We start from the raw sequence: 25,781 nt of genomic DNA, 5'->3' as shown, positions 1-25,781 counted from the left end.
TACAACCGGAAACTCCTATATTTAGGGGATGAAAAAGTGGTGGCTCTTCAGCATCGCGGCAGCGTGTGCCTTTTCCTGTAACCGTGAACCCGACTACTATGACCCGCGCGGACCGGAGTTCGCGGGCAGTGCGTCGTGTGTGGAATGCCACGCTGACATTCACCAACAGTATACGCAAACGGCGCACTGGCTTGCCACAGCGCCCGGAAATCCCGATCAGGTGCTGGGCCTGGGTGGAAAAACCGGATTCGATTTCGGCAACGGCACCGTCGTGAAGGTCGAACAGCGCGGCGATAGCGTTTACCACGTCGTCTACCAAAACCGGGTGGAGAAAAAAGCGTATCCGGTTGCGGTGGTCTTCGGTTCCAGGCACGCCCAAACGTCTGCCTACTGGCGCGATCACAACACCTATGAATTGCCGGTGTCGTATTACAAAGATGCCGGTGCATGGGGCATGAGTCCGGGATTTGAACCCGTGGGCGCCTACTTCGACCGCAAGATTCCCAAAGACTGCTATACGTGCCACGCCTCTTTCGCCGCCGCACATCCCCGCACCGGAGCGGGTGGTTTCGCCGACTACGACGCCCAGGATTTCATTGACCCGCAGGCGTTGGTGTTGGGCATCGACTGTGAACGCTGCCATGGCCCTGCCCAACAGCATGTGGAGGCACATCGGGAGCATCCGAACCTGAAGTCGGCCCGGTTTATGACGTCTTTTGCCTCCCTTACACCCAAACAACAAAACGATGCCTGTGCCATTTGCCACTCGGGTGTGGACGGTGCACGGGTGAAAACCCCTTTCGATTTCCGGCCGGGCGATGTGTTGGAAGACTATTACCGCATCATCCCCAAGGAAAAATACGATGTACATGGCAACCAGTATGCGGCTTTGTCGAAGAGCGCCTGTTTTCAGGGAAGTGGGAAGATGACGTGTGTTTCCTGCCATGATTCGCACGGCGACAGTTCACACGATCCGGCCTTTTTCGGAAACGTCTGCCTGCAATGTCACACGGGCGTCAAACACCAGACCGGAACGGCCGCTTCGCGCGATGCCAAAACGCTCGTAGCGCAATGTGTAGAATGCCACATGCCTAAGGAAGCCTCGTCGGCGATTACCTTCCGCCTGGACGGGCATGCGCAGCCGTCCGATTATCGGTTGGCGAATCACACCATCGGGATATATCCGGTAAAAGCTAATAGCGCACCGAAACGGTAAAGGCGAAACTCAGGTCGTCCTGTTCGTTCCATTTGCCCTGTGCGGCGGCCCGGGTGATGATTTTGGGTCCGGAATAATCGGCGTAAAAGTGGAGTCCGCCTTCTCCCAAGTCCTCAATCCATTCCAGGGAGATAAAGAAATCCCCTTCCGCCACGATGCCGTAATCCGATAAATCGACTTCCAATACGCCCTTGCGGATGGTACTTGTTACGATGATGTTGTCGGTCAGCAATGATTCGCCCGGCAGGCCGTCTTTCATGGCATACACATTCAGGCGGAACCGCATTTCTTCATACCGGTTATAGGCGACCTGGGCCTTGAACTTCATCAGTTTGACGGGTTTTTGCCGTGCTTTGATGACCATACCGAGTTCATTGCCTAGTTTGTTGTTGACGAAACCGGCGTCGACCTTCTCTTTTCGAGAAATGCGCGTGTTGCCCCACTCGTCGGCGTTCGCGAAGTGGCGTACGGTCACTTCCCGGAGCGCTTTTACATCGGGTTTTAGTTGGATAATGGTGTTGTCACCGCGTTTGCGGAAGTCGGCTACCGATGCTTCGAACGATACATATCCCAAGGCGGAAATCCGTAGCGTGCCGTCGACGCCTTCCGGAAGGGAGAGCGAAAACGATCCGTCGCTACCGGAAACCGTTCCGATATTGCGTCCGACGACCCCAATACTGGTATAGGGTACCGGCGCGCCCGAACCCGCTTCTATCACTTTCCCGGTGACGGTTTGGCCAAAAGCGGCTACCGACATCCATCCCCATACAAACAAACACCATCGCATCATGCCGGCAAAGGTAGGTAAATGTGGAACGTCGCGCCCTCTCCGGGTTGCGATTCCGCATAGAGGATGCCCTCGTGGTTTTCGACGATTTTGTTGCAGATGGCGAGGCCGATACCGGTGCCTTCATAATCGCCACGGGAGTGGAGGCGCTGGAATACTTCGAAGATCTTCGTCGCATATTCCGGTTCGAACCCGATGCCATTGTCGGCTACCGCGAGGTGTACGTAGCGGCGACCCGGATCCGCTTTTTCGTGTGTAAGGTCTTTCCCGTTGACCGATTCGGACGTAATCCGGATGACAGGAGGCACTTCGGGGCGGGTGAATTTCAGCGCGTTCGATACCAGGTTGATGAACAGCTGCCGTAACTGGAAGGGGATGCCGTTTACCACAGGAAGATCGTCTATCAGGATACGGGCGTTTTTCGCCTCGACCGCATCGGATAGTTCCGCCGTTATTTCGCCCAGTATCGTGTTGAGGTGGGTGGGCTCGAAGACTTTTTCACCGTTATTGGCCCTTGAGTAGGTGAGGAGGTCGTTAATCAGCGTCTTCATCCGGTTGGCGGCAACTTGCATGCGTTCGAAGTTCCTGCGTCCGGCTTCCGACAGGTTGTCGTGGTCGGTTTTGATGATGATGCTGACAAACGTCTGGATTTTCCGCAGCGGCTCCTGCAGGTCATGGCTTGAGATGTAGGCAAACGACGACAGCTCTTTATTGCGGCCTTCGAGTTCCATATTCGCCCGTTTGAGTTCGAAGGTGCGTTCCTCTACCACCTTTTCGAGCGTCTGTTGGAAGTCCTTCTGGTCTTGAATATCCGTGGCTGTTCCGACCCACTGCGTCACCTGCCCGTTTTCGTTCTGCAACGGTACGGCCCGACTGAGGTACCAGCGATACTGGCCGTCGTAGCCACGCAGGCGGTGTTCGAAGGTATAATCCTCGCCCGACTGCAACGAGTGCAGCCATCGTTTTCGATAGGCCGTACGGTCGTCAGGGTGGACAATTTCGAGCCAGCCTTTCCGGGCAAGTTCAGCCGGACTTTTGCCACAGTATTGGTAGACCGAATCGCTGTAGTAGTCGATATTGCCGAGGGCGTCCGCCGTCCAGATGAGTTGTGGAATGGTATCGGTCAGCAGGCGGAACTTCTCTTCGCTTTCCCGCAACGCCTCTTCTGCTTTTTTCCGTTCGGTGATGTCAATCATCACTTTCGAAGCCCCAATCCGGCGTCCGTCTTCGTCATGCAGCATCCGTGGATACACGATCACATGGCGCCGTTCGCCGTTTTCGCGCACCATATACAGTTCTTCCTCCAATGACTGACCGTTGCGGAAGGCCAGGGCCATGGGGCACGAATCATGTGGGATGGGCACGCCGTCAAGGGAATATAACTGATAGGCGCCGCACCAACGGTCGACCCCCGGCTCCGGATGCCGTCCCCATACCGAGGCGGCGGCCTGGTTGTAGAGGTCGATATAGCCGTTTTCATCGATGGTGTACATCCCTACCGGCAGCGTTTCGATGAGGTGGCTGTAGCGCACTTGGGCGGATTCGAGCAGTTTGCGGGCCTGCACTTTTTCGGTGACATCGTTTACCGTACAAATCACGCCTTCCGCTTTTCCTGACGACGTCATAAGAGGCGTATAGTCGTAGTCAACGTAAAACGAACGCCGTCCGTCAGGTCCATCCACAACCGCCAGTGCTTCGCGGTCGCGGAGTGGCTGGCCCGTTTCAATTACATGGTGCAGCAGTCGCGGAAAGGGCTGGTTTTCGAGTTCGGGAAAGACGTCCATCAGCGGATGTCCGATTACATCTGCATCCGTTCGTCGCCAAAGCGTTTCCAGCATCGTGCGGTTGGCCAGGTCAATTACAAGGTTGGGGCCTTTAAAGATAGCGATGGCAATAGGCGACTGGGTCACGATGTTGCGGAATTCGCGTTCCTTTTCCGAAAGCACCTGTTTGGCCAGGACGATGTCTGTTACTTCACTGCACACGACGATGATACCCGTGACCGTGCCGTCGTCTTCGCGCAGGGGTTGGTAGACAAAGTTGAAGTAAGTTTGCTCTTCGCGCTGGTGGCGGCGCAGGACCACACCGTGTTCATAGCCCACGTGTGGCCGCCCGGTTTGGTAGACCTCGAACAGCATGTCTTTGACGGACTGCGTTTTCAGTTCGGGAAGGGCCTCGAGGAAGTTCTTTCCTATGAAGTCGGGCCCTTTGTCGATGAGCGAGAGGTAGAGCGGATTGGCGTGTTCGACCCGTAGTTCAGGCCCCCGCAGCACCAAGATACCGATGGGTGCCTGGCGGAAGAACACTTCGAGGTCGCGTTGGGTGCGGGCGCGGGTGCGGTCGAGTTCGTCGGCCTGCTCGCGGTAACGGGCATTGAGGTCTTCGATGCGGCGTTCGATTTCATCGAATTCGGCGTCGGAATGATGGTGTTCGCCCTTGTCGTTCCACCGCAAGGTGATGAGATCGAGCAGGGTGATTAGGTGACGGATACCGATTTCGCGCCAATAAGAGGGCACGTCACCGGCTTCGCGCAATTTGAGGAAGGTGTCGTGGAAGTCGAGGATTTCCGGTAGTGCCTCGGTGCCCGGCCGTTTTCCGAACGGGTTGGCGAGGGCGGGTAACGGATGGTTCCCACCGGATGCCAGAGCGTCATAAAGGGCGTTGCGTGCGTCGGCGATTCGGTGTTGCATCAGGGCGTCAGGATAAAGCGTTCTTTCTCAGGTTGTGCGTGCTGCGCGGCCCAGTCGATGGAAAGCGCCTTGCGCACGACCGATTTCAGCTGGCCAAAATCGTTCGGTTTCCTGATATAGAAGTGCGCGCCCTGTTGGTAGACGGCGTTGATACTGTCTTCCTGCTGGCTGGTGGTGAAGATCACGATCGGAATGTGTCGGAGGTTTTCATCGCGGCGGATTTCCGTCAGGCACTCATAGCCGTTTTTCTTTGGCATGTTGAGGTCGAGGAACAGCACATCCGGCTGCGGGTTGCGGCGGTCGCGCAGGAGTTCCATCAGCCGTTCGCCATTATCGGCCATCATCAGTAGCGACTTGGTGCAGACCTCCCGCAAAGCTTCTTCAAAAAAGAGGCGGTCGTCTTCGTCATCATCGGCCAAAAACACATTCATGAGGGTTACGTGTAGGTTGTAATGTAAATATACGGAATATAAATTCGCGATTTGTTAAGATTTGTTGAAGCTGGAGAGTAGACAGTAGACAGTAGTCAGTAGACAGTAGTCAGTGTGGAGGCCGGAGATTGAATTCGGAGTTAATTCAGTTGCGCGGGTTTATTGCAATCCGGGATGAGGTGTTTAAAGTGCGAAGGGTTTCTCCTTTTCGGTATCTCTGTCCGCGGATACTGCGACTGAGACTAAAAAGTGTCCCACTTGTCCCGATAGCTATCGGGACTGATTATGAGTCAGGTGCAGTTTCTTTTTCAAAAAGAAAAAGCCCCCAATAGTTGGAGGCTTACTGTTTCGGCATCTCTGTTCACTGAGACTGCGACTTAAAAGTGGTCCCACCTGGGCTCGAACCAGGGACCACCTGATTATGAGTCAGGTGCTCTAACCAACTGAGCTATAGGACCGGGTTAGGGCTGCAATATTACGACTATTTTCGGTTTGGTGCAAGAGAGTTGGGGAGATCAGAAGATCGGGAGTAGGGAAGTCCGAAAGAGTACGAACTGTTAACTGTCAACTCTGAACCTTAAACCCTCAACTCTCAATCCACTACTTCAACGCCTCATCCTTGTCCTTTTCTAAAAAGTCCATGCTGTCGGTCAAACCATGCGTATCGCAGTCGAGTAGCGAGCTGTCGGGTACGACCTCGAGGGGTTTGATACAACTTAGGTTGGGTTCGTTATAGGGCACATTCGAGGCGCGGTTGTAGCACGAAATCAGGCTCCACCTTGGATAGTCTGACAGGTTGGCCTCTGAGCGGTGCAGGAGGTTGGGGTGGAAGAAGAGCGCATCGCCGGCTTTGAGTTCGACATAGACGAGAGGCATCGTCTTCAACGCCAGGTCGACGTAATGTTGGGAGGCTCCTACCTGCTCGCCGGAAAACCCATGTTCGATGCGGCCCATTTTGTGGGTGCCCCGGATGACCTGCAGGCAGCCGTTTTCTTTGTTGGCATCGGTGATCGCCACCATCACCGACAGCATCTTGTCGGGGAACAGGAATTCATTCTTATACCAGTAGCCATAGTCTTGGTGCCATTCCCATGCGCCACCCACCCGTGGTTCTTTTTGCATCAGCTTCGAATGGAAATGGCAGACTGGGCCGTCGCCGTCCATCAAGAGGTCGCCATTGTGCACCATACGCTCTGATTTTGAGAGCAAGCCATACATGTCGTCACCCGGCGTATACCACAGGGTCAGTTTAGTCTTTTTGCCGGTTTGGTCGTTAAGGTGGAATGCATTGCGGCGCATGACATCATCGGTTACCGCAATGTCATGCAGTTTGCGTGTTTCTTCTGCGGAAAGAAAGCCGCTTACGATCACATACCCATCACGGTGATAGGCGGCGATTTGGTCGGTGGTGAGTGTGGAATAGGCCATAGTTTGATGGTTGTGTGGTGGTTTTAGAGAGTGTCGCTTTACGTTCCGGTGCTTACGAATTTAACAATAAGTACGGTTTTTCCGCACGGCCATGTCCGGCGGAATCGGTAGTTTGGTATTGGGGAGGGGCCATGGCTGTCCCTACGAAACGCGGCGGACTTTTGGGTACGGGAAACCCGCATATTTTGTTAAAATTCAGCATTGTTTTCCGTCTTCATAGTTTAACAATAAGTACGGTTTTCCCGCACGGCCGTGTGCGGTGGAATCGGTAGTTTGGCATTGGGGAGGGGCCATGGCAGTCGCTACGAAATGCGTCGGAATTGTGGGTACGGGAAACCCGCATATTTTCTTAAAATGTATCATGGTTTTTGGGTGGTATAAAGGCTTAGGTTAAATCGGTTTTTAGGTTTCCATGCGGATTCTTCCGATCTTCCAATTTTCTCGTAAACCTACAAGGTTATAAAACGCTTGCAGGTTGTATCGTTCTCTTTCGGAGTCCCCATCTTCCGATCTCCATTAAAACCTACAAGGTTATGAAAACCTTGCAGGTTATATCCGTCTCTTCCCGACTTTCCGTCTTCCGAACTTCCGATCTCCCCAACTTCCGATCTCTTTCTTTACTTCTTCTCGAAATACGGACTCCGGAATCCCAATCGCTTCAATCCCCTCTGTATTTCCGGAATCTTCATGAAGAGTTTCCATATCAGGCCGCTGCGGTGGTTTTCAATCATCACCACAATCGGCCCCTGGTCAATCGCCAGATAGGTGTTCGACGACCAGTCGTGTCCGAGGTCGAAACCGTCATGAAAGCCGTATTCGCCCCAAATCTTACCACCCAGTTCTTCATAGAAATACCGCATCGCTTCCATGCTTTCCTTCGGCGTGAAAGGCATCGACGAAATGGCGGCGGTCGGCTGGATGACGCCTTTGTCGCTCGACGGACTGTGCGCGACGTATCCTTTATAGCTGTCGCCAGCCGTCAATCCCCAGCATTTACTGCTATACCCTTTGAATTTCTTCGGATTTTCGATACAGTAGGCCCGGTTGATCAGCGTATGGTTGCGGGCTTGCAGGGCGTAGTCGATGCCCAGCGAGTCCTTCAAACCGTTAGGGTCGATTCCCTGGAAGGTGTACTGCTCGAAGAACAAAGGACCGCCCTTGTCTTCTCCGTAATTGCCCAAGGGGAGTTCGAGTCCGTAATACTTTTGTGTATTCCGGAACCCCTGGCTTCCGACCCAGGTACCGTCGTAAGCCGACTTCGGAATGGCATGCCAGTTCGACGATGCGGCAACGATATACGTGATCAGTGCCTCGTTCCACCCCCAGATCGGGAAGTTCATGTCGAAGCCCTGATAGGGCGACCAATGCCAGTAAAGCTTGGGCTCGTTGTTGGTGAACCATTTCCAGTTGATAGTGTCCCACATATCGTTGATACGACGGCGGAGGTACACTTCCTTCTGCGTCTTTCCATCAAAATATTCGCGGGCACACAGGAATCCCATCATTAGATAGGAGGTTTCGACCAGGTCGGCCGCATCGTCCAGACGGCCAAAAGGGATGGTCTTACCTGTTGCACCGTCCATAAAGTGCGGGAAGGCACCGTGGAACCGATCCGCTTTCGTGAGAAAGTCCGCAATCTGGATCAAACGGTCAAGTGCGGCCTCGCGGCTGATCCACTTCCGCTCGACGGCAATTACGGTGGATAGGATGCCGAAGCCCGTGCCTCCCACGGCAATCGCTTCGGGGCCGAAGGTGCCCTTGCTGAGGTTGGGCTCGTCCCAGGCCTCATTGATGTAATCCCAATAATAGTTGCAGGTAACGGTATTGCTACGCTCGCGGGCCATTCCCGATACTGGGTGGCCGTAGTGCCAGAAATACCGGAACGTTTGCCGTTGCACGGTTTCCATCAATTGTTCGTCGGTCAGTCCTTTGACGACACCCACCACGGGGATTTTTTCGGTGACATTCGCTTCGTTCGGCTTCTGTGCAAACAGCGCTGCACACGAGAGCAGCAGGGCGGAGAGGGTTATTTTTCCCATACTACGGTTTTGGTTTGGAGGTTTTCAGAATCGGTGCCAATCATGATGTCGAATGCGCCCGCTTCCCAATCAAAAATAAGGTCTTCATTGTAAAAGGACAGTAGTTCAGGCGTGATGTCAAAACTGATCACGCGGCTTTCCCCTTTGGCAAGGCTGATTTTCTGGAAGCCTTTGAGTTCTTTAACCGGCCGGGTAATGCTGGCGGCCTGGTCGCGGATGTACAATTGAACGACTTCCGTGCCGTCAACACGTCCGGTGTTTTTGACCGTAATGCTCGCCCGAAGGGTTTCGTTGCCGTTCAGTCGCTCTTTCGATACGGTCAGTTTCGAGTACTCGAAGGTCGTATAGCTCAGGCCAAACCCAAACGGAAACAGTGGTTCGTTGCGAACATCAAGGTAGTTTGAACGGTATTTCTCGAATTTGCCGTCCAGGTTGCCAATCGGACGGCCGGTGTTTTTGTGGTTGTAATAGATCGGCACCTGACCCACCGCCCTCGGGAAGGTCATCGTAAGTTTGCCGGAAGGATTGACGTCTCCGAACAGCACGTCGGCAATCGCATAGCCCGCTTCGGTCCCCGGAAACCACACGTTCAGCAACCCGTCGGTGAGCGGCAGCAATTTTGTGAGGTCAAGTGGCCGGCCGGTGAACAGCACAACACTCATAGGTTTCCCCAGTGCCCGCATTGCCGCCACCAGTTTCAATTGGTTTTCCGGGAAGGCGATGTCGGAGCGACTGGCACTTTCCCCGGTCATTTCTGAGGCTTCGCCCAATATTAATACGATGCGGTCGGCTTTTTTCGCAACGGCCAGCGCCTCCGCCAACAACTTCTCCGGATTGTCAATCGGCGTCTTGATCCAGACATTTTCGGCCATTTTCGGGTCATCCGTAAGGTTACAGCCTTTGGCAAAGGAAAATCGTTCACGGTCAGTACGTTCGTTCAGGGCTTGTTTCAGCGTAACGGCCTTGTCGGATTCCACGGCCACCGCCCAGGTTCCGGGCATATTGGCTTTATCATCCAACAACGGTCCGATAAAGGCTACCCGTTCGGATGTGGGCAGGGGCAACGCTTTCCGTTCGTTTTTCATTAACACGAAAGACGAAGCTGCCGTGCGCCGCGCCTCAGAACGGTTGGCGGGGGTGAAAATTTCCGTATCACGGCGTTTGGTGTCGAGTCTGAGGAAGGGATCGCGGAAGAGTCCGAGGTCGTATTTGATGGAAAGGATACGACGGCAGGCATGGTCGATATCCGCGACGGTCACTTTGCCTTCTTTCACGGATGTGGCCAGGGTGTTTAGGAAGTCTTCACCGACCATGTCCATATCGGTTCCGGCTTTGAGCGATCGGGCCGCCACCTGTGGACTGTCGCCGAGTCCGTGCGCAATAAGTTCCTTGATGGCCGTAAAATCCGTGACAACGAAACCGCCGAAATGCCATTGGTCGCGCAACACGTTTGTCAGCAACCACTTATTGGCCGTCGACGGAACGCCGTTGATGTCATTGAAGGACGTCATGACACTGCCGGCACCTGCGTCAACCGCGGCTTTATACGGAGGGAAGTACTCGTTATACATCCGGTTCAGGCTCATGTCGACCGTATTGTAGTCGCGTCCGGCTTCGGCACCGCCATACAAAGCAAAGTGTTTTACGCAGGCCAGGATGCTGTTAGGTGACGATAGCGATTGTCCCTGATAGCCTTTTACCATGGCGGCCGCCATTTTCGAGCCCAGGAGGGGGTCTTCCCCAAATCCTTCGGCCACACGTCCCCAACGTGGATCCCGGCTGATGTCGCACATGGGCGAGAAGGTCCAGTCGATACCATCTGCGGTGGCCTCCGTCGCGGCAATGCGCGCAGCCCGTTGCACCGCTTCGGGATCCCAGGTGGCAGAAAGGCCAAGTGGGATCGGGAATTGTGTTTTATAGCCATGGATGACATCCAACCCAAACAAAAGCGGGATTTTCAGGCGGCTTTTCGTAACCGCGATTTCCTGCGTTTTGCGGATGCGATCGATAGAAGTCATATTAAGGACGGCGCCGAGTTTTCCGTCGATGATGTACTTTTCAGCATCAGAACTGACGGCGGCCCCGGTAGAGATATCCCCCGGGGGTGAGATGAGGTTAAGCTGCCCGATCTTCTCCTCAAGCGTCATTTTAGACAGCAATTGGTCGAGGAAGGCGTCTTTGGTGGTGTTCTGTGCGTAGCTAAACGAGGCGCCCAGCAACAGAAGTGCATACAAGTGTTTCATTAGAGGGAAATAAGAGGTCCTAAATTTCTGGTCAGGTCCGAAGGGTGAGGAAGTGTCAAACCCCAAAGCCCCCAAACGGAGGCGCTGTCGGCACTGCGATCACTTACTCTACTTTTTTAACCGGTGTACGCTCGGACACGCCGTTTTCGTTGATGGCTTCGATGGTGAAATAATAGGTTTTCTGAAGGTCCATCGCCTTGAACCAATACTCGTTGAAGTCGTGCACCATGATGCAGTTGTAGAGCTTATCAGGAGCGGTTCCGTAATACAGGTTATAGGCGTATGCATTATCCACCGGCGACCATTTGATGTAGGCGCTGCGTTTGTCTTTCTCGGTGCGCAGGACGATCAGTTCTTTTACCGCGTCGGGTTTCGCGCCGCCGCCATTTCCGAAGACCCGAAGTCCACTGATGGCGAACTTCCCGGTTGGCATGTGCAGGTTTTCGAGTTTGATAAAACGGGTTTTTATCGGTTGGGCGAGTTCGACATAGTCGTGCGGCACATCCGTTTTGTTCTTGCTTTTATCTACAAGTAAGGTCCACTTCTTGCCGTCATTCGAGCAATAGAGACGGTATTGGTGGTAGGTAGTGGTTTGTTTACCCAGGAATTCCACGTCCTGGTCGGCATAGTTAATCTGGATCGCATTGACGGTACAGACTTGTCCGAGATCACTCTGGATCCATTCGCCCGGGTTCGCCGTCTTGGCGCTCCAATAGGTTTTGATGCTTTCGTCGACGGCATTATTGGCGAAGAAACTGCCCAGCGTCGACGATACCGTCACCGGTTTTTTGTAGTTCAGCAGCATCCATCCTGGAAAGGTCTTGCCGTCTTTGCGCGCCTCCGGCAGGTACTGCGGATAATCGCCGAAGGCCGTGTTGCACCACATCACATCGTCTTTGTCAAACCCGGTCGGCCAGATACCCATGCGTCGCTCCCAGGTGTTTTTGACGCACACGATGCTGGTCGAGATGTGCCAGTAATTGCCGTATTTATCCTGAAAAGTCGATCCGTGTCCGGCTCCCCGCGAGAACCCGCCGGGCTTGAAACTCAGTGGGTCCGATTGAGGAAAGGTCTGTATGCCGTCGAACAGCGGTTTACTTCCCATGACAACACCATCGGCATAGCCACTGAATTCGGTGCCGGGCGCACCATACTGGAAATAGTATTTGCCGTTGTGCTTCGTCATCCACGCCCCTTCAATGAACGGATCGAGGAAGGTATTGTCCATATATTCCCCAAAACGCTGCCAACCGTAGCGCCAGTCTTCCAAAAGATACATCGGCATGCGGGTGCCAATCGGCTCAAACGTCTTGCGGTTCAGCTCGACGCCCCACACCGGGTAGCGGTTGCTGCTGCCATTGTACATATAAAAGCGGCCATCGTCGTCGGTAAAAAAGGCCGGATCCCAGCCGCCGATTTCAAGCGAGTCTTTGATAACGAACCATTTGTTGTGTTCGGGGTCGGTGCTGCCCCACAGACTGAAGTTCTTTTTATAGGTACTGCCGAACACCACCATCGTGTCGCCGATAACGCCTACACCCGGTGCGCACAGTTCATCTTTTTCAGGGTTCCAGGGGCGGAGGAAACGCTTTTCGTGGAACTTCCAGTTCAACATATCGTTGCTGTGCCAATAGCCCCATTGGTTGGTTGAAAACAGGTAAAGGTCGCCTTTGTAGTTCACCACTACCGGGTCGGCCGTGGCGCGATGGCGCCCCCATTCGGTAAAACTCTCGAAGGGGGTGTAACCATAATCGACATTGATGGGGTTACAGAAGGTTTGTTGTTGGGCCGTGGCGGATAGGCACCATACGGCTGCCACTAGTGCGAAAAAATACTTCATGGTTTGTGTGGTTGGTAGCGCTAAAATAACGAAAAGAGAAATGAGGGCGCTGATCGCGTACCTTCTCAAAACTACATCAACCCCTAATTTTTTTCGCGTATTTACTGCTTTTTGACCACGTTAGGCGGCAGTAACACTACATCATCGCTATTCCGGCGTGATGGATTGGCACAACTCCACCAAAACGCCATTCGTTCCCTTCGGATGTAGGAAGGCCACGAGTTTGTTATCGGCACCTTTCTTGGGTGTTTCGTTCAAAACAGTAAACCCTTCGCCTTTCAAACGGGCGATTTCCGCTGCGATGTCGTCTACGTCAAAGGCGATGTGGTGGATGCCTTCCCCTTTTTTCTCCAGGAATTTTGCAATCGGGCTATCGTCATGCGTGGCTTCCAGTAATTCGATCTTGTTCGGTCCCGACAGGAAAAACGAGGTGCGCACGCCTTCGCTTTCTACTTCTTCCATTTTATACGGCGCCACACCCAGCAGTTTTTCGAAAAGGGCATTCGAAGCGGCGAGGTCTTTGACAGCGATTCCGAGGTGTTCGATTTTGTTCATGGGAGGGAGGGGTAAGGAGTAACTGAGTAACTGAGTAACTGAGTAACTGAGTAACTGAGTAACTGAGTAACTGAGTAACTGAGTAACTGAGTAACTGAGTAACTGAGTAACTGAGTAACTGAGTAACTGAGTAACTGAGTAACTGAGTAACTGAGTAACTGAGTAACTGAGTAACTGAGTAACTGAGTAACTGAGTAACTGAGTAACTGAGTAACTGAGTAACTGAGTAACTGAGTAACTGAGTAACTGAGTAACTGAGTAACTGAGTAACTGAGAAATTGCGGGATGCAAGATACAGCATTCCGGTTTGTGGTGCAATGGCTCCCTGCAAGGTGTCAGCCCGCTATCGTACCCAATGCCATGAACCATCGTCCCTCAACCTCAACCACGAACCATGAACCATGAACTACGAACTATGAACCCTGAACCCTGAACCCTGAACCATCAACTATGAACCATGAACTATGAACCCTGAACTCCCAACTCCCAACTCTCTTCCGTATCTTTGCCCCATGGAAACGAACAGACAAAAGAAAATAGGAGGCCTCTTGCAGCAAGATCTGGTCGACATCCTGCAGGGGGAAGTGCGCAAAAACGCCATCCCGAACCTGGTGATTTCCGTTTCGAAAGTGGCGGTTACCAGCGACCTTTCCATTGCCAACGTCTACCTGAGTATTTTCCCAAGCGACAAGGCACAGGCTACCCTCGCCGCCATTAAGTCGAACGGGCCTCTCATCAAACACGACCTTGCACAACGCGTACGGCAACAACTGCGCAAAGTGCCGAACCTGCAATTCTTCATCGACGACTCACTCGAGTATATCGCCAAGATTGACCGTGCGCTTACGGGTGCCGATAACCCACTCGAAAACCCCGAACTGTTGGCCCGTCGGAAAAAGTCCTGACACGTGAATTTCCCGCTCTACATCGCGAAGCGTTACCTTCGGAGTGCCAGCAAGAACAATGCGATCAACATCATCAACCGCATCGCGGCCATCGGCGTCGTAGCGGGTGCGATGGCGCTGTTCGTGGTGATGTCGGTGTTCAGCGGACTCGTCGATTTCAGCCTTTCTTTTTCCAACACCTCCGACCCCGACCTGAAAGCTACCGCCCGCATCGGCAAGACGTTTACCGTTACGCCCGCACAGGAACGGGCGCTTCGGCAGGTGAAAGGTATCGCGCAGGTAAGCAAAACCGTCGAAGAACGGGTGCTCTTCTCGTTCAAAGGAAAGGAAATGGTCGCCTACCTCAAAGGCACCGATACGCTTTATAATAAGGTAAGCACCGTAGAGAAATCCCTGCAGGATGGGCAATGGTGGACACCCGAAACCATTGAGTGCGTCGTCGGTTACGGCATCCTCGACCGTCTTTCTATCGGACTCGTCGATGCCAATAACTTACTCGAGGTCTACGTGCCGCGACCCGGAACAGGCACCATTGATTCGCCCGACGAGGCACTCACCCGCGCCAAATTGGTACCGGTAGGTTTCTTCGCCCTCAGCGAGGATCTCGACAGCCAATATGTCTTCGCCGACATCCGCCTCGTGCAGGCGATACTCGCATACCCGCCCACCCGTATTTCCTCGCTTGAAATCGCCCTCGCGCCCGGTGCCGACGAGGCCGCCGTACGCAAAGGCATCACTACTATAGTCGGCCCGTCGCTTACGATTAAGAACCGCGCCGAACTCAACGCCTCGCTCTACCGCATGCTCAATACCGAGAACCTGGTGTTGTATCTGATCTTCACCCTCGTTATCATCATCGCGCTCTTCAACCTCGTCGGTGCGCTCACCATGATGATCATCGAAAAGCAATCGAACCTGCGCACCTTGTTCAGCCTCGGGTCGACGCTGCCCGAATTGCGTCGCATCTTCTTTTTACAGGGCACGTTGCTGACGGTTTTCGGAGGCCTCCTCGGCATCGCGCTCGGCGCACTGCTTGTTTTTGTCCAGCAACAGTTTGAACTTGTTATGATTACCATGACGCAGCCCTATCCGGTGAAGTTCGAAATGGTCAATGTGCTGATCGTGTTTGCCACCATCGGCACTTTGGGCACCCTGGCGTCCTTCATCGCGTCACGTCGCATCAGCGCCGCCCTCCTTCGCCAATAGGCATAAAAAAACCCGGCTTTGGGTGCCGGGTCTTCTATTGGAGTACTTCCTCCTTTATTTTTCAACCGCGTAACGCCGCGCGACCTCCGTCCAGTTGATGACGTTGAAAAACGCCTCGATGTAGTCTGGGCGACGGTTTTGGTAATGCAGGTAATACGCGTGTTCCCAAACGTCCATACCCAAAATCGGCGTGCCGTCGCAACCGGTGTCAGGCATCAGCGGATTGTCCTGGTTGGCGGTGCTGCACACTTCCAGTTTTCCTCCTTTGTGAACGCAAAGCCACGCCCAGCCTGAGCCGAAACGGGTGGTGCCCGCTTTCGCGAAACGCGCCTTGAACTCGTCGAAGCTGCCGAACTCGCGCTCGATCGCTTCAGCCAGTTCCCCGGTCGGCTTTCCGCCGCCGTTCGGTCCCATGATGCTCCAGAATAGGGTGTGATTGTAATGACCACCTCCGTTGTTGCGTACCGCCGCATTCTTCATGTCAAGGTTGATCAGTATGTTCTCGATCGTTTTCCCCTCCATGTCCGTGCCGGCAATCGCCGCGTTGAGGTTGGTCACATAGGTATTGTGGTGTTTGGTGTAGTGTATCTCCATCGTCCGCGCGTCGATATGCGGTTCCAGCGCGTCGTAGGCATACGGCAGTTTCGGTAACTCAAAAGCCATAATAGTCTGTTTTTAATGGTTTGTAAATATCCTATCAAAGTTACGGATTAATGGCATTCAAAAAAACACCCGATGATTTTTCCGATTTTCGTTTTTTGGGCAGCCTATCCGGCTATCCGCTGCAAGCTTTCTCCGATCGCGGGCGGCGGCATCGTCCGGCATCGGCTTCCGTTGGTCGCCCCCGCCGTCCGGCCGCCGCGCCGCTCCCGTTCGAAAGGCTTTCCGCTGCTATCCGGGCTGCATCCTTCTACCATCCAACCGCCACAATAATTCCACCAAAGTCGTACATTTACGAGGCAAACACCATGAGCTACGAACAGCCTTCTTTTTCCGTTTACGATGCGTCCGCTGGTTCGGGTAAGACCTACACGCTCGTAAAGGAATACCTCCGGATTATCCTCACCGCCGACCGCCCCGACGCGTATCGCAACATCCTGGCGATCACGTTTACCAACAAGGCGGTGCACGAGATGAAGTCGCGCATCGTCGACAGTCTGGTCGGCTTCGCTTCCGACACTCCATCGGAAAAGACGGTCCGGCTCATGGAGGTGCTCGCCGACGAAACCGGGCGGTCGCTTCCACAGTTGAAAGCGAAGGCAAATGCCATCCTGCGGCACCTGATCCACAACTATGCGGCCTTCGATATTTCCACCATCGATAAATTCACGCACCGGGTCATCCGTACCTTCGCGCACGACCTCGAATTGCCGCTGTCGTTCGAAGTCAGCCTCGACACCGAAAACCTGTTGGCCGAGGCGGTCGATGCGGTGATTGCCCAGGCGGGCGAAAATCCTGAACTCACTGAATTGTTGCTGTCGTATACCCTCGAAAAAACCGACGACGACAAAAGCTGGGACGTGTCGCGCGACATCCTCGATACCGGCAAACTGCTGCTACGCGAAACCAACCGACATGAAATCGCCTTGCTGTCGGAAACCAGCATCGGGCAGTTCCGCACCATCCGCGACCGATTGCGCGACACCCTCACCGCCATCGAAGCCGAAAGCCGCGAACTGGCCGGCCAGGCGCTGGCGCTCATTACACAACACGGCATCGACCCGAGTTCTTTTTACAGCAGTTATGTGCCGAAGCACTTCCTGCGCGTGCAACAGGGTGCCATCGAAATCAAGGAAGGCCATTACAAATACCTCGAAGCGGCCGAAGGAAAACGGTATCCGGCGAAGGCTCCGGCATCCGATAAAGCTGCTATCGACGGCATCGCCGACACGCTGCTGGAAATGCTGGTGACCCTGAATGCACTGGCCGCGAAACATCTTTTTTATACCGCCCTCACGCGAAATATCACACCCTTGTCGCTGTTGAATACCGTCGCGCAGCAACTTGCCGTCATCCGCGACGAGCAGAACCTGCTGCCGATATCCGAGTTCAATGCCATTATCCATAACGAAATCAAGAACCAACCTGCGCCGTTCATCTATGAACGCATAGGGGAACGTTACCGGCATTTCTTTATCGACGAGTTCCAGGACACATCCGAAATGCAATGGGGCAACCTGGTGCCGTTGATTGACAATGCCCTTTCCGGCACCGACGACTACGGACAAAAGGGAACGCTGCTGATTGTTGGCGACCCGAAGCAGTCGATTTACCGTTGGCGCGGGGGTAAAGCCGAACAGTTCATCGAGCTGTCAAAAGGCAAACATCCGTTCAAGAATCCCGACTGGAAGCTGTTTTCACTCGAAACCAACCGCCGCAGCGCTACCGAGGTCATCCACTTCAACAACGATTTTTTCCGCTACCTTTCGGGTACCTTCGAGCATCCGGATTATGCCGACCTGTATGAAAACCGGGCCGCCCAAAAAACAAACGATAAAGTGGGCGGATACGTGCGGCTTTCCTTCCTCCCCACCATCGCTACCGATGACGAAGACGAAACGGCCGATATCCGGTTTGCCAAAGCCACGGCGGCCACGATAGAGGAGGTGCGAGGCCGCGGGTTCTCCTATGCCGACATAGCCGTTTTGACGCGTAAAACCGGGCAAGGTATTGCGGTGGCACGTTACCTTACGTCGTTGGGCATCCCAATCGTGTCATCAGAGACGCTGTTGATTGCCAACGCACCCGAAGTGCAACTCTTACTCGCGGCGTTTCGCTACCTGAACCATCCCGGCGATGCCGAATCAAAGGCGTTGTTCCTATTCCATATAGGTTCAAAAGCCGGGAAAGCGCCGTTGCACGATTTCATCGCGGCCGGACTCGACTGCCGGGACGAAACGGCACTCGAACAGTGGCTCGAACGCGAAGGACTACCATTTCGCTTTTCCCATGCCCGAACAAAAGGGATGTACGAAATGGCCGGTTTGCTGGCCAGTGTCTTCCTTACGGGTAGTCACAATGCCTACACCCAGTATTTTCTTGACCTGGTGCTCGAACGCGAGCAACGGGGGCAGGGCGGCCTTGCCGATTTTCTCGATTATTGGGAGAAGAAAGGCCAAACGTTCAGCATTCCGTCGCCGGAAGGGCGTGATGCCGTGCGAATCCTGACCATACATAAATCAAAAGGACTCGAGTTTCCGGTGGTCATCATGCCGTTTGCGGAGGAAGATTTCGCTAAAAAGCCCCGTGAAAAGCTGTGGCTCGACGCCGAAGATCCTGAATTGGGCCTTCCCAAAGTGTTGGTCGACAGCAGTTCCGCGGTGCTGCAATTTGGCCCGGCCGCGCGTGAGGTGTATACCGCCCGAAAACAAGAGGAACTCCTTGACAACGTCAACGTACTGTATGTTGCACTGACCCGGGCCGAAGAACAGCTCTATGTCATTTCTTCACTGAATTTGAGTCCGAAAGGCGAACCCAAACCCAACACCTTATCTGGTTTTTTCCTGGGCTACCTACAGCAAAAAGGACTATTCGAATCCAATCGTACCGACTACGTTTTTGGCAACCCGACGCGACTGTCGACAACACCCGCGCCGCTGCGCCAGGCCAACCCTATCAGAAGGGTGGCGCGCCCGCTTGACTTCCAGGCCATCCGCATTGCCCGTCGCGAAGCTTTGATGTGGGGCACCCGGCAGCAGGAAGCCATCGCGTATGGCACGATGTTACACGAGATACTGGCATCCGTGCGGACAGCCGACGATATCCAATGGGCCGTGCAGGACGCCGTATCATCTGGCTGGCTGGCGCCCGATCAACTCGAGACAGTCACGCGCGATATCGAGGGTATCGTAGCCCATCCGGACCTGCAGGCGTTTTTCTCTGCCGAAAGCGTCGTCCTTAACGAACGCAGCCTCGTGGGACCCGCCGGCATCGCCCGTCCAGACCGCATCGTGCTTTCGGGTAAGTCAGCCCGTCTGCTAGACTACAAGACCGGCGCACGTTCGAATAGCCATCTCACGCAGATCGAGCACTACGCTTCGCTGCTGCAGGGAATGGGGTACGACGTAGTGAAAAAGGCACTGGTATATACCGGGGCGGAAACGGAAGTCGTACTTTTGTAAGCACAAACACACTATAGCATATGTACGGTAAACTGAAAGACCACCTGACGGCCGAATTGCAGGCCATCGAAGAAAACGGACTCTTCAAAAAGGAACGCATCATCACGTCGCCGCAGGGAGCCGAAATCACCGTGTCAACCGGTGAGACGGTATTGAATTTCTGTGCGAATAACTACCTTGGGCTCTCCTCGCATCCGGAGGTGATCCAGGCCGCGAAAGACGCCCTTGATTCCCACGGATTTGGGATGTCGTCGGTGCGTTTTATCTGCGGCACGCAAGACATCCACAAACAACTCGAGAAAAAGATCGCCGATTTTTACGGAACGGAAGACACCATTCTTTACGCAGCGGCCTTTGATGCCAACGGCGGGGTGTTCGAACCGTTGTTCGGTGAGCAGGATGCCATTATTTCCGACAGCCTCAACCACGCCTCGATTATCGACGGTGTGCGCCTTTGCAAGGCCATGCGGTTCCGCTATGAGAACAGCGACATGGCGGACCTTGAACAACAGTTAATCAAAGCGAACGAAGCCGGTGCCCGCTTCAAGATCATTGTTACCGACGGCGTATTCTCAATGGATGGGCTCGTGGCGCCACTTGACCGAATTTGCGACCTCGCGGATCAATACGACGCCCTTGTGATGATTGACGAGTGCCACGCGGCCGGTTTTATTGGCGCAACGGGCAAAGGCACACCGGAAGCTAAAGGGGTGATGGGCCGGATCGACATCATCACCGGGACGCTCGGCAAAGCGCTCGGCGGTGCCATGGGAGGCTATACTACCGGAAAGAAAGAAATCATTGAAATGCTACGCCAACGCTCGCGGCCGTATTTGTTTTCGAACTCGCTTGCTCCTTCCATTGTCGGCGCTTCCATCAAAGTCTTCGAATTGTTGGAGAAAGACACTACGCTTCGCGACCGCCTGGAGTGGAATACCCAGTATTTCAAGGAGGGTATGAAGAAGGCCGGTTTTGACATCATCGACGGTGATTCGGCAATCGTACCTGTTATGTTATACGACGCCAAACTGGCCCAACGTATGGCCGAAAATTTGTTAACGAAAGGCATTTACGTCATCGGGTTTTTCTTCCCGGTGGTGCCGAGGGAAAAAGCCCGCATCCGGGTGCAACTTTCCGCAGCCCACACACAGGAACATCTTGACAAAGCAATTAAAGCGTTTGTTGATGCAGGAAAAGAATTAGGTGTTATATAATTATAAGATGGGCGAAAAAATATGTTATTTTTTTAACACTTACTTTTGCCGTTCAAAATCTACAGTTTACCTTTGTGTTAATATTTAGAACTAAAAATAAAATCAAGTATGAAAAACCTTAACAAATTCCTGGTCGTGGCGCTTCTGGCATTGGGCTTCGGCAGCCAGGCACAGGATGCTGACAATCCATGGGCGGTCAGTTTCGGTGCAAATGCCGTTAGTACAAGGCCTGGTGCTGGTGACGGCGGTCTACACCGTTTCGACCAGTTCTTCAGTGTTAAAGACAACTGGAACATCCTTCCATCCGTTTCATACCTTACAGTAAGTAAGTATGTAGGAGGTGGATTCTCTTTCGGCGTTACCGGATCGGTAAACAAGATCGACAAATTCGTCGTTCGTAGCACCTCAAATCCAAAAGACTTCGAAACGTTCAACCCTGGCGACCTTAGCTACTACGCTGCTGATGCGCAGATCAAGTATAGCTTCATGCAGATGATCGGTGCCAAGTGGTTCGATCCTTCACTTGCTGTAGGTGGTGGTTATACCTGGATGGGTGACTACAACCAAGGTACGGCTAACGCTTCAGTCGGAGTGACTTTCTGGTTCACAGAAACAGTAGGTCTTGAGCTTCGTTCAACGTACAAGCACTCGTTTGCTGACAATCAGGCAAACTTCCCTATCCATTTCCAGAACTTTGCAGGTCTGACCTTCAAATTCGGTGGTAGCGACAAAGACAACGACGGTATCTATGACAAATACGATGCATGTCCGGATGATGCAGGTCCGAAAGAACTTAATGGTTGTCCTGACCGCGATGGCGACACCGTTCTTGACAAAGACGATACATGTCCAGACACTGTAGGTCTTCCACAGTTCCAGGGATGTCCTGACACAGACGGAGACGGCGTTCAGGATAGCGCTGATGCTTGTCCAGACGTAGCAGGTCTTAAGAACCTTCAAGGTTGTCCTGACAAAGACGGCGACGGTATCACCGACAAGTCTGATAAGTGTCCTGACACAGCAGGTCCAAAAGAAAACGGTGGATGCCCATGGCCAGATCGTGACGGCGACAGCGTTCTTGACAAAGACGACAAATGTCCGGATGTGAAAGGAACTGTAGCTAACAATGGCTGTCCTGAAATGTCTGAAGCAGCAATCAGCCAACTGAATGCGTATGCTAAAGTAATCCTGTTCGACAGCGGAAAAGCAACCTTCCTGCAACAAACATATCCAGTTCTTCAGTCTATCGTAGCGATCCTGAAAGAGTACCCAACTGCTAAATTCAGCATCGAAGGTCACACAGATAGCGACGGATCAGACGCTAAGAACCAAAAACTGTCAGAAGACCGTGCAGGTGCTGTGAAAAACTACCTGGTTCAGAACGGTATCGCAGCTGACAGGCTGACATCAGCAGGTTTCGGTGAGTCAAAACCAATTGACACCAACAAAACCAAAGCTGGTAAAGCAAACAACAGAAGGGTAGAGGTTAAACTGATCAAGTAATCCTCCGCTTCAATAAAAGCAAAAGCGCCCCGGTAATTCGGGGCGTTTTTTTATTTTTATAGCATGGCCCAACCCACGTTTCTCGATCACCTTGCTGCCGATATCCTGGCGCAGTATCCCCACACGATTGACCTGACCGTGGTGCTTCCGAACAAACGGGCCCGGATTTTCCTGTTGGAAGCCATCCGCAAACAAACACCACAGCCGTTATTGGCACCGCGCATCGTCAGCATCGAAGAGATGGTCACCGAGATGGCGGGTTTGAAGGCCGTTGACAATGTCGAGTTGTTGTTCGTTTTTTATGCTGTTTACCTTGAGGTGACGCCAGTGGGGCAGGCGCAGCCTTTTGACGTGTTCTCGAATTGGGCGGTGACCTTGTTGCAGGACTTCAATGAAATAGACCGTTATTTACTCGACCCCGATCGCGTGTTCTCGTACCTGAAAGATATCGATGACATCAAACGCTGGAACATCGGGCAAGACGAGAAAACCCCTCTCATAGAGAAGTATGTCGGCTTCTGGCAACAATTGCCGCTCTACTACGACGGCCTCCAGCAGAAACTGCGTGCAGAGGGAAAAGGCTACCAGGGGATGCTCTACCGCGAAGCCATTCACAATCTGGAGCATGTGGCGGCCACATTGTCGGACGGCACGCTGCTGTTTGCCGGCTTCAACGCACTCAATGCCGCAGAAGAGACGTTGTTCCAGCATCTCTTAGTTACAGGAAAAGCACGCGTTATCTGGGATGCGGAGAAGACTTTTCTTGACGATCCTTTGCACGACGCCGGACTTTTCCTGCGCCGCTACCGCGATACGTGGCGTTACTACCGCTCGCATTCCTTTGAATGGATGGGCACGGCTTTTTCCGATCCTAAGGAGATCAACATTATCGGCACGCCGAAAGCGGTCGGGCAGGCGTATATCGTAGGTTCGCTTCTCGAAACCCTGGAAGCGGCCCAACCGGGCAACGTGGCCGACCATACAGCCGTAGTCTTGGGCGACGAAAGCCTGTTACTTCCCGTGTTGCACGCCCTTCCCGACGCTTTTTCTGCCCTCAATATCACAATGGGATATCCGGCAAAAGGCAATCCGGTGCAGGTCCTTTTGTCCCGGATATTTCGATTGCACGTAAACGCATCCGGAAAGTCGGGTTATGTGTTTTACCACCGCGACCTGCTCGAAATCCTCGACCATCCGATGATGACGCGATTGGGCGACTACAGGGCGCTGGCGGCGGTGTTGCGTCGGAACAACTTCACCTTCGTACGCCCTGAACGATTGCACGAGTTATTCGGCAAAAGGGATGCCATCTTCGAGTTGGTATTTTCACGTTGGGACGGCGCTCCGACACAAAGCCTGAACCGGTTATCGGAGCTCCTGCTGGCCATACGTCATACTCTCGACACCCACGACAATGCGGACGCCATAACAGGCGCTTTCGTCTATACACTCTACCAAACCCTAAACAAATTGGCCCACTATTGTGGCGCGCACGCCTATGCCACGTCGCTGGAAAACCGTTTACGCGCTCTATCGGCAGGCGGTACAACTGGCCGAGGTATCGTTTGAAGGGGAACCCCTCGGCGGCTTACAGATCATGGGTGTTCTCGAGAGTCGCGTGTTGGATTTCGATACGGTGATCCTGACATCGGTGAACGAAGGAAGTTTCCCAGCGGGGAAATCGTCGAATTCCTTCATCCCACATGATGTGAAGCGCGAGCTCGGACTTCCCACCTACAAAGAGAAAGACGCGATTTACACGTACCACTTTTACCATCTGCTGCAACGGGCGCAACACGTCTATCTGCTGTATAATACGGAAAGCGAAGGACTCGACGCGGGCGAAAAGAGCCGCTTCATCACCCAACTCGAAATCGAAACCCAGGCAAACCACCGTCTTACACATACGATCTGGAACGCGCCGGTTCCTGAGGGCGATGGGACACCCGTTGTTATTGAGAAGTCGACTGCGGTCCAGGATCGGTTGAGAGAGATTGCCAATAGCAGTTTTTCTCCATCGGCCCTTACCACCTATGTGCGCAACCCCATCGAATTCTACTTCCGTCGGATCCTGCGCATCCGCGAGGCCGATGAGGTCGAAGAGAATATCGCGGTCAACACGCTGGGCACTATCATACACGGCACACTGGAACGACTCTACCGCCCCTTGATTGGCAAGCGCCTGACGGTGGCTGATATCGAAGGCTGCGAAGCGGGGCTGGATGATGAGGTTGCCTATCAATTCCGCGAAGTCTACCGTGAGGGTGATATCCGAAAAGGCAAAAACCTGTTGGCGTTTGAAGTAGCCCGTCGGCACGTATCGAATTACCTGAAACAGGAGAAAGCACAGCTGGTAGACGAGAATGCAGACATCACGGTGTTGGCCCTTGAACAGGAATACCAAAGATGGATCCACCACCCACGTCTGCCGTATCCGGTATTGTTAAAAGGAAATGTCGACCGTATCGAGCGACGGGATGGGCGTATCCGAATCGTCGATTTCAAGACCGGACGGGCCGAGCAACGAAACCTGACGTTGGGCGATTGGGACGCGCTTATCGCGCCGGAACATGACAAAATCATCCAGGTGTTGGCGTATGCCTATATGTATGAAGAGGAGGCGGGTGGTAGTCCGATGGAAGCCGGTGTGGTATCCTTCAAAAACCTCAAATCCGGATTTTTGGGATTCCGCATGAAAGGCGAACAAGTGCCTGCTGTCATCGACCGAATGGCGCTTGAAGCGTATGAAGAGGCATTGGTAGGGTTGCTTTCGGAGATACTTGACCCGACGGTGCCGTTTGCCGAGCCGGTATTAGCGTGATTTCAGGAAGTCAAGCAGTGCATTTTCCAACTCTTCGCGGTTTTCAATGTGCGACATGTGCCCATCCGGAAACGTCACCAATCGCACATCGGTTCCCTCGACCTGCGCGCGATTCTCATCGTATTTCAATACTTCGTCCTTTTCGCCGAGTACCAATAGGATGGGATAGGGCGCAAAGTGGAGCAATACCTCCCGGTCTTTGCGAATTTTCATCCCTTCAAGAGAGGCAACGATACCCTGTAAAGGCGTGGAGAGGGCCTCTTTTTTAACCTCTTCGATCACGTCTGCCAGCCGCGCCCGATTGTCGGCGCTGAAGAGGTTGGAAATGGACATCCGCACGAAGTTCGCGTGGTTTTGCTTGACCGCCACGATGGCCCGATCGCGATTGACACGGCGCTCCTCACTGTCGGCCCGTGACGTACTGTTGATCAGGGCAATCCCTTTTACCATATCCGGATATAGTTCAGCGAAGGCCAAGGCTACATACCCGCCCATTGAATGGCCGACGAACACGGCCTTGCGGATCTTCAATTCGGCTAAGACAGCATGCACCAAATCGGCATTGTCTTCCATTCCGTGCACATACCCCAGGCAGTCCGTGCCGCCATGCCCGAGCAGGTCGATGGAAACCACGCGGTATTTGCGGGCCAATGCCGGAGTGAGCGCCTTCCACATGGTGCTGTTTTCGAGAAAACCATGCAGTAGTACGACGGCCGTACCTTTGCCGGTATCCGAAAACGAAACAGGGATGTTTTTATAGGTCATACGAAGCACACTGAGGC

At 53.5% G+C, this 25,781-nt stretch carries 18 protein-coding genes and 1 tRNA gene; 8 read left to right on the top strand and 11 right to left on the bottom strand.

Going from position 1 to position 25,781, the window contains the following annotated elements; genetic code table 11:
* The first annotated feature begins 28 nt into the window (after nt 1-28).
* Nucleotides 29-1,216 carry a hypothetical protein gene (locus tag MKO97_RS02315; RefSeq protein ID WP_241104460.1) on the top strand — a complete coding sequence of 396 codons (1,188 nt, stop codon included), beginning with the start codon at nt 29-31 and terminating at the stop codon, nt 1,214-1,216.
* Here the strand turns inward: MKO97_RS02315 and MKO97_RS02310 are convergent.
* The 9 genes from MKO97_RS02310 to mce all read right to left on the bottom strand — a co-directional run bounded on the left by MKO97_RS02310 (nt 1,194) and on the right by mce (nt 13,229).
* Nucleotides 1,194-2,006, bottom strand: coding sequence for a carboxypeptidase-like regulatory domain-containing protein (locus tag MKO97_RS02310; protein ID WP_241104459.1), 813 nt, complete (start codon nt 2,004-2,006; stop codon nt 1,194-1,196). The two genes, MKO97_RS02315 and MKO97_RS02310, sit on opposite strands and share 23 nt — an antisense overlap.
* Nucleotides 2,003-4,693 (bottom strand): PAS domain-containing protein, encoded by a 2,691-nt coding sequence (locus MKO97_RS02305; protein WP_241104458.1) that lies wholly within the window; start codon nt 4,691-4,693, stop codon nt 2,003-2,005. The genes MKO97_RS02310 and MKO97_RS02305 overlap by 4 nt, the downstream gene beginning before the upstream one ends.
* Nucleotides 4,693-5,124 (bottom strand): response regulator, encoded by a 432-nt coding sequence (locus MKO97_RS02300; protein ID WP_241104457.1) that lies wholly within the window; start codon nt 5,122-5,124, stop codon nt 4,693-4,695. Before MKO97_RS02300 ends, MKO97_RS02305 begins: the two co-directional genes overlap by 1 nt.
* Nucleotides 5,125-5,508: 384 nt before the next feature.
* Nucleotides 5,509-5,582: transfer RNA gene (locus tag MKO97_RS02295), tRNA-Ile, on the bottom strand.
* A 142-nt stretch (nt 5,583-5,724) separates the two neighbouring features.
* Complete coding sequence (locus MKO97_RS02290) at nt 5,725-6,552, bottom strand: phytanoyl-CoA dioxygenase family protein (RefSeq protein ID WP_241104456.1); 828 nt, start codon at nt 6,550-6,552, stop codon at nt 5,725-5,727.
* Between the two features lie 617 nt (nt 6,553-7,169).
* A complete protein-coding gene (locus MKO97_RS02285) occupies nt 7,170-8,591 on the bottom strand; it encodes a glucoamylase family protein (RefSeq protein WP_241104455.1) in 1,422 nt (473 codons plus the stop codon).
* A complete protein-coding gene (bglX, locus tag MKO97_RS02280) occupies nt 8,579-10,834 on the bottom strand; it encodes a beta-glucosidase BglX (protein WP_241104454.1) in 2,256 nt (751 codons plus the stop codon). Before bglX ends, MKO97_RS02285 begins: the two co-directional genes overlap by 13 nt.
* 103 nt (nt 10,835-10,937) lie before the next feature.
* A complete protein-coding gene (locus MKO97_RS02275) occupies nt 10,938-12,674 on the bottom strand; it encodes a discoidin domain-containing protein (RefSeq protein ID WP_241104453.1) in 1,737 nt (578 codons plus the stop codon).
* Nucleotides 12,675-12,821: 147 nt separating this feature from the next.
* On the bottom strand, nt 12,822-13,229 hold the full coding sequence (mce, locus tag MKO97_RS02270; RefSeq protein WP_241104452.1) for a methylmalonyl-CoA epimerase: 408 nt from the start codon (nt 13,227-13,229) through the stop codon (nt 12,822-12,824).
* A 512-nt stretch (nt 13,230-13,741) separates the two neighbouring features.
* Here mce and rbfA point away from each other — a divergent pair.
* Both rbfA and MKO97_RS02260 read left to right on the top strand, forming a co-directional pair.
* Complete coding sequence (rbfA, locus tag MKO97_RS02265; RefSeq protein WP_241104451.1) at nt 13,742-14,134, top strand: 30S ribosome-binding factor RbfA; 393 nt, start codon at nt 13,742-13,744, stop codon at nt 14,132-14,134.
* Between the two features lie 3 nt (nt 14,135-14,137).
* A complete protein-coding gene (locus MKO97_RS02260) occupies nt 14,138-15,340 on the top strand; it encodes an ABC transporter permease (protein ID WP_241104450.1) in 1,203 nt (400 codons plus the stop codon).
* Between the two features lie 54 nt (nt 15,341-15,394).
* On the opposite strand, the gene MKO97_RS02255 is transcribed toward MKO97_RS02260, so the two are convergent.
* Nucleotides 15,395-16,003 (bottom strand): superoxide dismutase, encoded by a 609-nt coding sequence (locus tag MKO97_RS02255; protein WP_241104449.1) that lies wholly within the window; start codon nt 16,001-16,003, stop codon nt 15,395-15,397.
* A gap of 50 nt (nt 16,004-16,053) precedes the next feature.
* Between MKO97_RS02255 and MKO97_RS02250 the strand changes: the two genes are divergently transcribed.
* The 5 genes from MKO97_RS02250 to MKO97_RS15100 all read left to right on the top strand — a co-directional run bounded on the left by MKO97_RS02250 (nt 16,054) and on the right by MKO97_RS15100 (nt 24,999).
* Nucleotides 16,054-19,461, top strand: a complete 3,408-nt coding sequence (locus MKO97_RS02250; RefSeq protein WP_319800024.1) for a UvrD-helicase domain-containing protein — start codon at nt 16,054-16,056, stop codon at nt 19,459-19,461.
* Between the two features lie 20 nt (nt 19,462-19,481).
* Nucleotides 19,482-20,675 carry a glycine C-acetyltransferase gene (gene kbl, locus MKO97_RS02245; protein WP_241104448.1) on the top strand — a complete coding sequence of 398 codons (1,194 nt, stop codon included), beginning with the start codon at nt 19,482-19,484 and terminating at the stop codon, nt 20,673-20,675.
* Between the two features lie 108 nt (nt 20,676-20,783).
* A complete protein-coding gene (locus MKO97_RS02240; protein ID WP_241104447.1) occupies nt 20,784-22,178 on the top strand; it encodes an OmpA family protein in 1,395 nt (464 codons plus the stop codon).
* A gap of 63 nt (nt 22,179-22,241) precedes the next feature.
* Nucleotides 22,242-23,747 (top strand): hypothetical protein, encoded by a 1,506-nt coding sequence (locus MKO97_RS15105; protein WP_371820418.1) that lies wholly within the window; start codon nt 22,242-22,244, stop codon nt 23,745-23,747.
* Nucleotides 23,677-24,999, top strand: coding sequence for a PD-(D/E)XK nuclease family protein (locus tag MKO97_RS15100; RefSeq protein WP_371820417.1), 1,323 nt, complete (start codon nt 23,677-23,679; stop codon nt 24,997-24,999). Before MKO97_RS15105 ends, MKO97_RS15100 begins: the two co-directional genes overlap by 71 nt.
* Here MKO97_RS15100 and MKO97_RS02230 read toward each other — a convergent pair.
* Nucleotides 24,991-25,764, bottom strand: a complete 774-nt coding sequence (locus MKO97_RS02230) for an alpha/beta fold hydrolase (protein ID WP_371820416.1) — start codon at nt 25,762-25,764, stop codon at nt 24,991-24,993. The genes MKO97_RS15100 and MKO97_RS02230 overlap by 9 nt on opposite strands.
* Nucleotides 25,765-25,781 lie beyond the last annotated feature (17 nt).

The sequence above is a fragment of the Flavobacterium sp. HJ-32-4 genome, from assembly GCF_022532105.1.
In the GTDB taxonomy this organism is placed as follows: Bacteria; Bacteroidota; Bacteroidia; order Flavobacteriales; family Flavobacteriaceae; genus Flavobacterium.
This window is presented reverse-complemented; position numbering and strand designations above follow the sequence as displayed.